We start from the raw sequence: 12,568 nt of genomic DNA, 5'->3' as shown, positions 1-12,568 counted from the left end.
GTCCCCCGGCGGGACGCGGATTACCGGCCACGCTCCGTAACTTCCCTTTCTGGCACGCCCGACGACCGGGCGGACGGGAAAGGGGCGGCGACGATGGAGCAGAACCACGGGCGGGGGACCGCGGACACCGCACCGGACGGGTCGGAGGGCCCGGCACACCGCCCGGCCGGGCGGCTGCGGCGCGGGACGCTCGCCCTGCTCGTCGCGGCCGCCGTGGCCGTGCCCCTCGCCGGGGCCGCGCGCCCGCAGGCGCCCGCGCCGCCGCCCGCCCAGGTCCCGCCCCCGGCCGTCGCCGGACTCGACGCCACCTACGCCGCCCACCGGGCCAACGCGGCCGAGGCCGCCCGCACGGCCGCCGAGCACGGGTACCGGGACCGCGCCGCCGTCGAACGCGCGCTGGCCGCACGGACGTTGCTGCACTTCGACGGGCGCGGCGCCGGACGGGTCACCGAGGTGCTCGGCGAGCTGGACCACGCCGACCGGGTCGCCGTCCTCGTCCCCGGGTCCGACACCGGCATCGACACCTACGACCGCTTCCGCGCCACCGCCCTCGCCCTGCACCGGCGGCTGACGCGCGAAGCGCCCGCAGGGACGCGCACGGCGGTCGTGGCGTGGCTCGGCTACGAGACGCCCGGCACCTTCAGCCCGTCGGTCGCCACCACCGGCCGCGCGGAGGAGGCGGCGCCCGGACTGCGGGACCTCGTGCGGGACCTGCGGTCCGTCGCCGCGCCCCGCGCCCGCGTCTCCCTGCTGTGCCATTCCTACGGTTCCGTCGTCTGCGCGCGGGCCGCCGCCGGTCTCGACGTCGACGACCTGGTGTTCCTCGGCAGCCCCGGCACCGGCTCCGGCACCGCCGCCGGCCTGCGCACCCGCGCCCGGGTGTGGGCCGCGCGCGGCGCCGACGACTGGGTCGAGCACGTGCCGCACCTCGGCGCCGGCCTGTTCGGCACCACCGTCGGCTTCGGCGCCGACCCCGTGTCCGAGGAGTTCGGCGCCCGCGTCTTCACGGCCGGCGGCGGCGGACACGGCGACTACTACGCCCCGGGCTCCCCGTCCCTGGCCAACCTCACCCGGATCGTCCTCGGCGACACGCAGGCGGTGACCTCATGACCCGCCTCACCACCGGGATGCGTACGGCCGCCGCCCGCGTCGACGCGGCCACCCCCGCCCACCGGGACCGGGCCGTGGACGCCCTGCGCGCCTGCGCCGTGCTCGGCGTGGTCCTCGGCCACTGGCTGGTCACCGCGCTGGTCGCGGACGGCCGCACCCTGCGCACCGCGAGCCCGCTGCAGCACCTGCCGTGGCTGGCCCCGGTGTCCTGGGTCTTCCAGACCCTCGCCGTGTTCTTCCTGGTCGGCGGGCACGTCGCCACCCGCTCGTACGCGTCCGCGCGAGCGCGCGGGGTGCCGTACCGGCGGTGGCTGCACGCCCGGCTGGCCCGGCTGTTCGGGCCGGTCGCCGCCGTCCTCACCCTGTGGACGGCGGTCACGCTCGCGCTGCTGGCGTCGGACGCCGAGTACGCGACCGTGCGGACACTGGTGAAGCTCGCCCTGTCCCCGATGTGGTTCCTGCTGGTCTTCGCCGCCCTCACCGCCGCGACCCCGCTGGTCGCCCGCCTCCATCCGCTGTGGCCGCTGGCCGTCGTCCTCCACGTCGACGTGCTCCGCTTCGGCCTCGGCGCACCCGACGGGCTGGGCCGGCTGAACCTCGCCGCGGGCTGGCTGGTGCCGTACGCCCTGGGCGCGGCCTGGACCCGGGGCGAGCTGGCGGGCCGCACCTCCGGGTGGGTGCTGCTGGGCGGCGGCGCGGCGGCGACGGCCGCGCTGGTCGCGTGGGCGGGGTACCCGGCCGCGATGGTCGGGGTGCCGGGCGCCGGGGTGTCCAACCTCGACCCGCCGACGCTGGCCGCCGTCACCTTCGGTCTCGCCCAGTGCGGACTCGCGCTGCTGCTGCGGGACCGGCTGCGCCGCGCGATGCGCCGGCCGGTCGCGTGGGCGGCGGTGGCGCTGGTCAACCTGTCCGTGATGACGGTCTTCCTGTGGCACCAGACCGCCCTGATGGCCACCACCGCCCTCGCCCTCCCGGCCGGTCCGCTGCCCGGACTGCACACGGTCCCCGACGGCCTCGGCTGGGTCGCCGCCCGGTTGCCCTGGCTGGCGGTCTTCGCCCTCGCCCTCGTGGTCTGCGGGGCCGCGTTCCGGACGTGGGAGCGGGGCGGGGGCGGGCGGCGGCGGAAGCGGTCCCGGGTGGTCCGCGCGCACCGGCCGACGACGAAGGACGCACGTCATGTCTAGGCTGAACCGCGTGACGGACAAAGGGGCGGGACTCGTCCGGCGGTGGCTGGGCGTGATGCGGGACGACCTGTTGACGGTCCGTGCGGACCCACTGCCCCCGTCCATGTGGCTGCGCTGGCTACCGCACGGATTCGTGTGCCTGGCCGCGGTCGGCATCTTCCTCGGCGACCTGAACCAGCTCCTGGGAGACGGGAGACTCCCCCAAGGCGGCTCCGTGCTGGTCGCGGCCGGGCAGAGCGGTGCGGTCGTCCTCGCGCTGCGGCGCCCGGTTCCGGCGCTGTGGTGGTCGCTCATCGCCACGCTGGCGGGAGCCGTCCTGCTGCGCCGCATGCTGATGGCCGGCCAGATCGACGGTTTCCCGTGGCCGTGGACCCCCTGGGGGGGCGCGGCCCACCTGCTCGTGCTGCTGCTGCTCTCCCTGCGCGTGCCCACCCGGGTCTCCGTCGGGGCGCTCGCTGTCACGGGACTGCTCACCTACGTGCTCCAGGGTCTCTGGGGGGCGTGGGACTACTCACCCACCGGCCAGACCGCCGTCACCCTGTTCGGCGTCGCCGTCGTCCTCGGCACCGCCCTGCGCGGCCGCCGCGAGGCCCGCGTCGAACTGGGGCGGCAGACCACCCTCACCGCCGAGGAACGCGCCCGCCGCACGCTCCTGGAGGAACGCAGCCGGATCGCGAGGGAGTTGCACGACGTGGTGGCCCACCACATGTCGGTGATCTCCATCCAGGCCCAGGTCGCCCCGCACCTGGTCCAGGACCCGCCCGACGAGCTGAGGGAGAACCTCGCCGGCATCCGGCAGAACGCCGTCGAGGCGCTGACCGAGCTGCGCCGTGTCCTGGACGTGCTGCGCTCCGAACACCCCGCCCCCGGCGAGCGCGCGGACGCCCCGCAGCCCACCCTCGGCCGGCTGGCGGCGCTGGTGGAGAACACCCGGGCCGCCGGACTCACGGTGACCACGGAGGTCGCCGGCGAGCGGCGCCCGCTGCCGCCCGGCGTGGAGCTGTCCGCGTACCGGATCGTGCAGGAGGCGCTGAGCAACGTGCTGCGGCACGCGCCCGGCGCCACCGCGCACGTCACCCTCGCCTACGGGCCGCGCGCCCTGCGGGTGGAGGTCGTCAACACCGCGCCGACCCGGGAGCCGCCGCCGTCCGCCGGGGCCGGGCACGGGCTGCTCGGCATGCGGGAACGGGCGGCCATGCTGGGCGGCACCCTCACCGCGGGCCCCTGGTCCGGGCGCGGCTACCGTGTCGAGGCCCGCCTCCCCGTGTCCGCACCGCCCACGACCGGCCCCCTCCCTCAGGACGGCACCGCATGATCCGCGTACTGATCGCCGACGACCAGCAGATGGTCCGGCAGGGCTTCACCGTGCTGCTGAACACCCAGCCCGACATCGAGGTCGTCGGCCAGGCGGTGAACGGCCTCGACGCGGTCGAGCAGGTCGGCGAACTGGTCCCGGACGTGGTCCTGATGGACATCCGCATGCCCGAACTCGGCGGCATCGAGGCCACCGCCCGCATCACCGCCGCGACCCCGGAGGTGAAGGTGCTGGTGCTGACCACCTTCGACCTGGACGAGTACGTGTACGAGGCGCTGCGCGCGGGCGCCTCCGGCTTCCTGCTCAAGGACGCCTCCGCCGAGCAGCTCGCCGAGGCGGTGCGGGTGGTGGCCGCCGGGGACGCGCTGCTCGCGCCGGGCGTCACCCGTCGGCTGATCGCCGAGTTCTCCCGTCTGGACCCGCGGCCCCGCACGCCCCTGCGCCGGCGGGTGGGCGACCTCACCGAGCGCGAGACGGAGGTGCTGTCGCTGATCGCGCAGGGCCTGTCCAACGCGGAGATCGCCGTGCGGCTGGTGGTGGCCGAGCAGACGGTGAAGACGCACGTCGGCCGGATCCTGGTGAAGCTGGGCCTGCGCGACCGCACCCAGGCGGCGGTGTTCGCGTACGAGTCGGGGCTGGTGCGTCCTTCCGGTTACTGAGCCCGCGCGGACCGTCGGCTGACCCCGCGCGGCCTGCGTAGTACCTGAGAGGGACGCCCCGGAACCCGTCTCAGCGGGGACGACCGGGGCCACCCGGTCGGCCTACCGTGTGAGCGTGACCGAGACGACGCACCAGCAGTCCCCGCGCACCGGGGACGGGGACCGCAGCCCGGAGTACCGGCTGGTCCAGAACTCCCTCAGGGGTCTGCGCCAGGACCTGTTCCACGACCCCTTCGCCTACCGCCCGCTGGGCCCCCGGCCGGCGACCGGCCCGCTCCTGCGCCGGCTGCCCGCGCGGACGCGCTCCGCCGCCGAACGGCTCCCGCACGCGGTGGTGGGGGCGACCGCGCTGCTCACCCTGCTGATCGGCGCCATCTCGGGCAGCGAGCCCGGCGGGGACGTCCGGGCACTGCTGACCGGTCTGCTGTGCGCGCTTCCCGTGGTCGCCACGCTGACCCGGCCGGTCGGCGCGTTCTGGCTGTCCATCGCCGTGAGCCCGGTGACCGCGCTGCTCAACGGCGGGGGGACCGACTGGCCGTGGATGCCCGGCGCGTTCGTCAGCCACCTCACCGTGCTGGTGGTGGTCGCGCTGCGCACCCGGCCCCGCACCGCCGTCTGGATGTGGGTCGTCACCCTCGTCTACGCCCTGCTCTCGGACATCTTCATCGGCGGGTCGTACTACTACACCAACGGCGGGCCGATGCTGGTGACGTCGGCGTTCGCCCTGCTCGTGGTCTGCCTCTGGCACGTCCGGCACACCGCCCAGCAGGAGGTGACCGCCCAGCAGACCGTCACCGCGCGGGAGCGGTCCCGGCGCACCCTGCTGGAGGAGCGCACCACCATCGCCCGCGAGCTGCACGACGTGGTGGCCCACCACATGTCGGTGGTCGCCATCCAGGCCGAGGCCGCGCCGTACCGGGTGGAGAACCCGCCGGAGGAGCTGGAGCGCGCCTTCGCCACCATCCGGGAGAACGCGGTCGCCGCCCTCACCGAGCTGCGCCGCATCCTCGGCGTGGTCCGCGCCGAGGACTACGAGGTCCCGGACGCCCCGCAGCCCACCCTCGCCGATCTGGACGCCCTGCTGGTCAACGTGCGGAACGCCGGTCTGACCGTGGAGAAGGTGGTGACCGGCGCGGTGCGGGAGCTGCCGCAGGGCGTGGAGCTGTCGGCGTACCGGATCGTGCAGGAGGCGCTGAGCAACAGCCTGCGGCACGCGCCCGGCGCGAGCGCCCGCGTGGAGATCGGGTACGTTCTCGGCGGGCTCGGCGTGCGGGTCGTCAACGGTCCGATGCCCGAGCCGAGCCTGGTGAAGCCCACCCGTCACCCGGCCACCGCCCCTGAGGGAGAGCTTCGCCCGCCCTCTCCGGCCGGAGCCGGTCACGGCATCACCGGCATGCGCGAGCGGGTCGCCATGCTGAACGGCGAGATGACCGCCGGGCCGACCGAGGACGGCGGCTACGAGGTCGCGGTGTTCCTGCCGGTCACCGCGGTGAACGAGGGTGACGCATGACCATTCGCGTGCTGATCGCGGACGACCAGATGATGGTGCGCGAGGGCTTCTCGGTACTGCTCAACGCGATGCCGGACATCGAGGTCGTCGGCGAGGCCGTCAACGGCCGGCAGGCGGTCGAGAAGGTCCGGGAACTGGCCCCGGACGTGGTCCTGATGGACATCCGCATGCCGGAGCTGAACGGCATCGAGGCGACCCGGGAGATCGTCGCCGCGGACGACGCGGCGAAGGTGCTGGTGCTGACCACCTTCGACCTCGACGAGTACGTCTACCAGGCGCTGCGCGCGGGCGCCTCCGGCTTCCTGCTCAAGGACGCCTCCGCCCGCCGGCTCGCCGACGGCGTCCGGGTCGTCGCGGCCGGCGAGGCGCTGCTCGCCCCGTCGGTCACCCGGCGGCTGATCACCGAGTTCTCCAAGCTGTCCGACGTACCGCGGGTGCTGCCGTCCGCGCAGGGGACGTACGGGGACCTCACCGAGCGGGAGACGGAGGTGCTGGTGCTGATCGCGCAGGGCCTGTCGAACGCGGAGATCGCCGGGCGGCTGGTGGTCGCCGAGTCGACGATCAAGACGCACGTGAGCCGCATCCTGGTGAAGCTGGGCCTGCGGGACCGCACCCAGGCGGCGGTGTTCGCGTACGAGGCGCGCCTCGTCACGCCGGGCTGAGCCCGCGCGCCCTAGGGTGAGGCGCATGGAACAGCGCATCACCCTGATCACGCTGGGGGTCACCGACCTCGCCCGCGCCAAGGCCTTCTACGAGGCCCTGGGCTGGCGGGGGCAGGAGGTCCAGGACACCGTCTTCTTCCAGGCGGGCGGTCTCGGGGTCGTCCTGTGGGGGCGGGACGAGCTGGCGCGGGACTCCGGTCTCGAACCCGGGACCCCGGGCGGGTTCGGCGGCATCGTCCTCGCGCACAACGTCCGCTCCGACGCCGAGGTCGACGAGCTGCTCGCGACGGTGGAACGGGCCGGCGGGACCGTCACCAAGCCGGCCGTCCTCAACGACATCGGCTTCTACTCCGGCGCCTTCACCGACCCCGACGGCCACGCCTGGGAGGTCGCCCACAACCCCGGCCTCCCGCTCGCCGAGGACGGCACGGTCACCGTCCCCGACTTCGGCGCCGCCTGACGTACGCCCGGTACCCCTGGTCAGAGGGCGGGGCGGCGGTCTACCGTCCGTCCATGGCAGCCCCTTCCGACCTCGCTTTCGACCCGTGGGACCCCGCGTTCGTCGCCGACCCGTACCCCGCCTACGCCGAACTGCGCGCACAGGGCCGGGTGCGGTACTTCGAGCCGACGGACCAGTGGCTGGTCGCGCATCACGCGGACGTCTCGGCGCTGCTGCGCGACCGGCGCCTGGGACGGACGTACCTGCACCGGTTCAGCCACGAGGAGTTCGGCCGCACGCCCCCGCCGCCGGAGCACGAGCCGTTCCACACGCTCAACGACCACGGCATGCTCGACCTCGAACCGCCGGACCACACCCGCATCCGCCGCCTGGTGTCGAAGGCGTTCACCCCGCGCACGGTCGAGAGGCTGCGGCCGTACGTGCGCCGGCTCGCGGACGACCTGGTGGCGCGGCTCGTCGCGGAGGGCGGCGGCGACCTGCTGCGGGACGTCGCCGAGCCGCTGCCGGTCGCGGTGATCGCGGAGATGCTGGGCATCCCGGAGTCCGACCGCGCGCCGCTGCGGCCCTGGTCGGCGGACATCTGCGGGATGTACGAGCTGAACCCGGGCGAGGAGGCCGCGGCGAAGGCGGTCCGGGCGTCGCTCGAGTTCTCCGACTACCTGCGCGGACTGATCGCCGAACGCCGCGAGAACCCCGGGGACGACCTGATCTCCGGCCTGATCGCCGCCCACGACGAGGACGACCGGCTCACCGAGCAGGAGATGATCTCCACCTGCGTCCTGCTGCTGAACGCGGGCCACGAGGCGACCGTGAACTCCACGGTCAACGGCTGGTGGGCGCTGTTCCGCCACCCCGGCCAGCTCGCCGCCCTGCGCGCCGACCACTCCCTCGTCCCCACCGCCGTCGAGGAGCTGATGCGCTACGACACCCCGCTGCAGCTCTTCGAACGCTGGGTGCTGGACGAGATCGAGATCGACGGCCAGGTGATCCCCCGGGGCGCGGAGATCGCCATGCTGTTCGGCTCCGCCAACCACGACCCGGCGGTCTTCGCCGACCCGTCCCGCCTGGACCTCACCCGTCGCGACAACCCGCACATCTCCTTCAGCGCCGGCATCCACTACTGCATCGGCGCCCCGCTGGCCCGCATCGAACTGGCCGCCTCGATGACGGCCCTCCTGGAACAGGCCCCCGCCCTCCGCCTGGCGGCGGAACCGGTGCGCAGGCCGAACTTCGTGATCCGGGGGCTGGAAGGGCTGGCGGTCGAGGTCTGACCCGGCCGGCCCGCGCCGCGCGCCCCGCCCGGCGGGGCGGGTTCCGCCGGACGAGGGCTCCTCGGTACGGCCACCACGGCTACTTCGTGTCCAGGTCCCGCCTCCGGAAGCCCGCCAGGCCCAGCCACACCAGACCGGCGGCGACGAGGGTCAGCAGGAGCAGCGGGGTCAGGTCCAGGTCCGCGGCGGGGAGCCGGGGGACGTGGCCGAACGGGGAGAGGTTCTTCATCCAGTCCGGGAACCGGAGGATCTCGCCGAGGTAACCGACCACGAAGGCGTACACCGGCACGGCCCAGGCCGCCGCACTCGCCCGCGGGAACCAGCCGAAGAGCAGCACGGCCACCCCGATCGTGACCCACAGGGCGGGCGCGTACGCGAGGGCCGCCCCCACCAGCTCCGGGAGCAGTCCGCCGTCTCCGGTCGAGGCCGCGCCCGCGACGCCGAAGCCGAGCCCGGCCAGCAGCAGGACGAACGTACCGCCGCCCATGGCCACGGCCAGGTGGCCGCCGGCCCAGCGGGTGCGGGAGAGACCGGTGGCGAGCAGGGGCTCGGCGCGGCCCGCGGTCTCCTCGGAGCGGGGCCGCAGGGCCGCCATGACGACGTACACCGCCGCCACCACCGCGAGGACCACCATGACCATGGAGGCGAAGGACTCGGCGACGCCGGCCCCGCCGATGCGCTCCAGGGCCTCCCGGACCTGGTCGATGTCCTTCAGCATGTCCTCGGCGTCCCCGGTGATCGACCCGTACATCGCGCCCATCAGGAACAGGCCCGCGCCGAAGCCGGCCAGCATGCCGCGGTGCAGCCGCAGGGCGAAGCCGGACGACGTGGTGAGCGCGGCGGAGGCGGTGGGCGGACCCAGTCTCTCCGGACGCAGGCCCGCGCCCACGTCCCGGCGGGTGGAGAGCACGAAGCCCGCCGCCGCGAGCGCCGCCGCGAGCACCAGGCAGAGCAGGAGCGGCCACCAGCGGTCGTCGACGTACGGGTAGCTGCGCTGCACCCAGCCGATCGGGGACAGCCAGGACAGGGCGTCGTTCTCGCCGCTGTCGCCGGCGGCCCGCAGCACGTAGGCGACGCCGACGACCGCGAGCGCCGTGCCGGACGCGCCGCGCGCGTGCGCGGTGATCTGGGCGGTGACCGCGGCGACGGCGGCGAAGACGAGACCGGCGGCGGCGTGGGCGAGGCCGTAGAGCAGTGAGCCCGCCGGGCCGACGCCCTCCAGGCCCAGGCCGGCCAGGCCGAGGGCCAGCAGCAGCGCCAGGGCGAGGTTGGCCAGGACCGCGACGGCCAGGGCCGCGGCGAGGTGGGCGTGGCGGCCCACGACGGCCGAGCGCACCAGTTCGGCGCGGCCCGTCTCCTCCTCGGCGCGGGTGTGCCGGGTGACGATCAGCACGCTCATGAGGCCGACGAGGACGGCCGTGAAACCGAGCATCTGGTGGCTCAGCATGGAGCCGAAGCCGTAGTCGTCGAGGTAGTGGCGGGGGCCGGACATGGCGAGGCCGGCCGGGCTGTCCATGCTCCGGACGGCGTTCGCCCGCTCCTGCGGGTCGTCGTACAGAGTGCGGAAGCTGTTCGCCGTGGCGAGCGTGCCGAGGGACAGGGCCAGGACCCACACCGGGAGCCGGACCCGGTCCCGGCGCAGGACGAAGCGGATCAGCGTCCGGGTCCCGGCCAGCGCGTTGCCGCCGGTGACCGGGCCGGTGGGGGCCGGAGCCCGCGGGGTGATGGTCCCGGTGGTCATCGCGGGTCCCCGTCCGTGCTCCGGCCGGCGCCGTGCCCGTTGGCGGCGAGCTCGTCGCCGTAGTGGCGGAGCATCAGTTCCTCCAGGGTGGGCGGGTGGCTGGTCAGGCTGCGGATGCCGAACTCGCTGAGCCTGCGGACGACCCTGTCGAGCTGTCCGCCGTCGACGGCGAAGCGGACCCGGCCGGTGGTCTCGTCGAGGATCCGCAGGTCGTGGACGCCGGGCAGCCCGTCCAGGCCGTCGGCGGGCCGCTCGGTCTCCGCCTCGACGGTGGTGCGGGTCAGGTGGCGCAGCTCGCCGAGGGTGCCGGACTGGACGGTGCGCCCCTGCCGGATGATGCTCACCCGGTCGGCGAGCTTCTCCACCTGGGCCAGGATGTGGCTGGAGAGCAGGACGGTCCGGCCGGCGGCCTTGGCCTCGCCGACGACGTCCTGGAAGACGACCTCCATGAGCGGGTCCAGTCCCGAGGTCGGCTCGTCCAGGAGCAGCAGCTCGGCGTCGGAGGCGAGCGCGGCGACGATGGCGACCTTCTGCCGGTTGCCCTTGGAGTAGGCGCGGCCCTTCTTGGTGGGGTCCAGGTCGAAGCGGTCGAGGAGCTCGGCGCGCCGCTGCCGGTCCAGGCCGCCGCGCAGCCGCGCCAGCAGGTCGATGGCCTCGCCGCCGGTGAGGTTCGGCCACAGCTCGACGTCGCCGGGGACGTAGGCGAGGCGGCGGTGGAGCTCCACGGCGTCCGACCAGGGGTCCCGGCCGAGCACCCGGGCGGCGCCGGAGTCGGCGCGCAGCAGGCCGAGCAGGACGCGGAGGGTGGTGGACTTCCCGGCGCCGTTGGGGCCGAGGAAGCCGTGGACCTCGCCGGACTCGACGTCCAGGTCGAGGCCGTCGAGCGCGCGTGTGCGGCCGAACGACTTGTGGAGTCCGGAGACGCTGATGGCTTTGGTCACGCTTCAGAACGTACGATACTTTCAGAAATTTGTGAAGAGAGGGAAGCGTATGAAGAGGGGGTTAGACTGGTGAACGCTGTCTGAGCAGGGGAGATGATCGGGCGATGGCGGAGCCGGCCGGAACGGACCGGGACCCGGAGGCGGTCTCACGGTTCGTGGAGCAGTTCGCCGCGCAGCTGGTGGAGGCGGGACTCCCGCGGATGCCCGCCCGCGTCTTCGCGGCCCTGCTCTCCTCCGACACCGGCGTGCTGACCTCCGCCGAGCTGGGGGAGCGGCTGAGGATCTCGCCGGCCGCGGTCTCCGGAGCGGTGCGCTACCTGGCGCAGCAGCACATGGTCTCCCGCGAACGGGAACCGGGCTCGCGCCGGGAGCGGTACCGCGTGCACGGCAACCAGTGGTACGAGGCCCTCGCCAACCGCGAGACCGTCATCCGGCGCTGGGAGGACGGCCTGCGCGAGGGCGTCGCCAGCCTGGGCCCGGCCACCCCGGCGGGCCGCCGGCTGGCGGAGACGCTGGCCTTCTTCGAGTTCGTCGAGAGGGAGGTCGAGGCGATGATGGAGCGCTGGCGGGTCTGCCGGGAGGAGCAGTTCGGGCGGGGGTGAAGGGCGGGCGGGAGAGCCCGCCGCACGGCCGTGACCGGTCGGCCGCTCCGAGTCGTCGCCGGTCCGTCCCGTCCGCTACCGCGCCGGCAGCACCAGCCCCCACGCCTCCTCCCGCACCACCCACGTCCGGGTCCGCACCGGTCCCGACACCAGCGCGTCCGCCCGGTAGCGGAAGTGGGCGCCCGACACGGTCACCGTGCGTCCCTCGGCCACCAGCGGGGGCGCCTCCGCGTCCACCGAGGCCGGCCGCACCTCGACCCGGGCCGTCCCCAGGGCGCAGGGAACGACCGACACGGTCCGCACCGGCTGGTGCAGGTCGACGAGCGTCTCCCCGTCGACCTCCACCCGCAGCCGCGCGGTTCCCGACTCGGGAGCGGAGACGATCCTGGACGGCCGGGTCGGCACCAGGGTCCGGGCGAGGGACCGGCACGTCCGCAGCCAGGGGCGCCCCACCGCGGCCTCCCGCGCCCCGAGCGGCGGGATCCGCAGCGCGCCGAGCACCACGCCGTCGCTGTCGTCGACCAGCAGGTCCATCCGCCGCTCCGCCCCGTCCAGCACGGCCCGCGCCGCGGCCACCGCCCCGGACGGCACGCCCAGCGACCGGGCGAGCGACACGGAGCCGCCGACCGGGACCAGGGACAGGGCGCACCCGGCCAGCTCACGCTGCCGGTGCAGCAGCTCCACCGCGCGGACCAGGGCCCGGTCGTCGCCCACCACCACTGGACGCCGTGAGCCGCGCCGGGCCAGCACCCGGGCGAACTCCTCGGGGCCGTCCGGCAGGCACACCTTCGCCCTCGCCGCACCCGCGCGGAGCACGTCCCGCGCGATCCGGACCGACTCGCCGTCCGCCCGCCGGGCGACCGGATCGATGACCACCAGGAGCTGATCGGACGTCGCGGAAGACGTCCCGGATGTCGCCACCTCGGCCATGCCTCGCTTCCTCGGGTAGCATCTTTGTGCAAGAGCCCCTTTGCGCTATTGCGCCAGGGGCTTCGTCTATTCCGGGGCATCCGGTCCGACGGTTGGCGGCCAACGGTGGTCGCGGTGCACGCGGCGGAGATCCTCCGTGTGCGCCCCTGACCTTGGACATGCCCCGCCCGGAAGGGGTGTACG

General features: G+C 74.7%; 12 protein-coding genes. 9 read left to right on the top strand and 3 right to left on the bottom strand.

Annotated features, from left to right (window positions below; all coding sequences use genetic code 11):
• Positions 1-93 precede the first annotated feature (93 nt).
• The 8 genes from C1708_RS15485 to C1708_RS15450 all read left to right on the top strand — a co-directional run bounded on the left by C1708_RS15485 (position 94) and on the right by C1708_RS15450 (position 8,171).
• Positions 94-1,110: an alpha/beta hydrolase gene (locus C1708_RS15485; RefSeq protein WP_106413232.1), complete on the top strand. Its 1,017-nt coding sequence runs from the start codon at positions 94-96 to the stop codon at positions 1,108-1,110.
• On the top strand, positions 1,107-2,294 hold the full coding sequence (locus C1708_RS15480; protein WP_106413231.1) for an acyltransferase family protein: 1,188 nt from the start codon (positions 1,107-1,109) through the stop codon (positions 2,292-2,294). The genes C1708_RS15485 and C1708_RS15480 overlap by 4 nt, the downstream gene beginning before the upstream one ends.
• On the top strand, positions 2,287-3,609 hold the full coding sequence (locus C1708_RS15475) for a sensor histidine kinase (protein WP_106413230.1): 1,323 nt from the start codon (positions 2,287-2,289) through the stop codon (positions 3,607-3,609). The genes C1708_RS15480 and C1708_RS15475 overlap by 8 nt, the downstream gene beginning before the upstream one ends.
• Positions 3,606-4,268 (top strand): response regulator, encoded by a 663-nt coding sequence (locus C1708_RS15470; protein WP_106413229.1) that lies wholly within the window; start codon positions 3,606-3,608, stop codon positions 4,266-4,268. The genes C1708_RS15475 and C1708_RS15470 overlap by 4 nt, the downstream gene beginning before the upstream one ends.
• A gap of 115 nt (positions 4,269-4,383) precedes the next feature.
• A complete protein-coding gene (locus C1708_RS15465) occupies positions 4,384-5,778 on the top strand; it encodes a histidine kinase (RefSeq protein WP_198602508.1) in 1,395 nt (464 codons plus the stop codon).
• Positions 5,775-6,440, top strand: a complete 666-nt coding sequence (locus C1708_RS15460) for a response regulator (protein ID WP_106413227.1) — start codon at positions 5,775-5,777, stop codon at positions 6,438-6,440. Before C1708_RS15465 ends, C1708_RS15460 begins: the two co-directional genes overlap by 4 nt.
• A 25-nt stretch (positions 6,441-6,465) precedes the next feature.
• Positions 6,466-6,900, top strand: a complete 435-nt coding sequence (locus C1708_RS15455; protein ID WP_106413226.1) for a VOC family protein — start codon at positions 6,466-6,468, stop codon at positions 6,898-6,900.
• A 53-nt stretch (positions 6,901-6,953) separates the two neighbouring features.
• Positions 6,954-8,171 carry a cytochrome P450 gene (locus C1708_RS15450; protein WP_106413225.1) on the top strand — a complete coding sequence of 406 codons (1,218 nt, stop codon included), beginning with the start codon at positions 6,954-6,956 and terminating at the stop codon, positions 8,169-8,171.
• A 79-nt stretch (positions 8,172-8,250) separates the two neighbouring features.
• On the opposite strand, the gene C1708_RS15445 is transcribed toward C1708_RS15450, so the two are convergent.
• On the bottom strand, positions 8,251-9,912 hold the full coding sequence (locus C1708_RS15445) for an ABC transporter permease (RefSeq protein ID WP_198602507.1): 1,662 nt from the start codon (positions 9,910-9,912) through the stop codon (positions 8,251-8,253).
• Positions 9,909-10,853, bottom strand: a complete 945-nt coding sequence (locus C1708_RS15440) for an ABC transporter ATP-binding protein (RefSeq protein WP_106413224.1) — start codon at positions 10,851-10,853, stop codon at positions 9,909-9,911. The genes C1708_RS15445 and C1708_RS15440 overlap by 4 nt, the downstream gene beginning before the upstream one ends.
• 104 nt (positions 10,854-10,957) lie before the next feature.
• Here C1708_RS15440 and C1708_RS15435 point away from each other — a divergent pair, with 104 nt between their 5' ends.
• Positions 10,958-11,455 carry a GbsR/MarR family transcriptional regulator gene (locus C1708_RS15435; protein ID WP_106413223.1) on the top strand — a complete coding sequence of 166 codons (498 nt, stop codon included), beginning with the start codon at positions 10,958-10,960 and terminating at the stop codon, positions 11,453-11,455.
• 75 nt (positions 11,456-11,530) lie between these two features.
• Here C1708_RS15435 and C1708_RS15430 read toward each other — a convergent pair whose 3' ends face one another.
• Positions 11,531-12,385: a diacylglycerol kinase family protein gene (locus C1708_RS15430; protein WP_106413222.1), complete on the bottom strand. Its 855-nt coding sequence runs from the start codon at positions 12,383-12,385 to the stop codon at positions 11,531-11,533.
• Between the last annotated feature and the right edge of the window lie 183 nt (positions 12,386-12,568).

Source organism: Streptomyces sp. DH-12, assembly GCF_002899455.1.
GTDB lineage: Bacteria > Actinomycetota > Actinomycetes > Streptomycetales > Streptomycetaceae > Streptomyces.
Note: the sequence above shows the minus strand (reverse complement) of the source record. Positions and strands in the feature narration are given on the sequence as shown.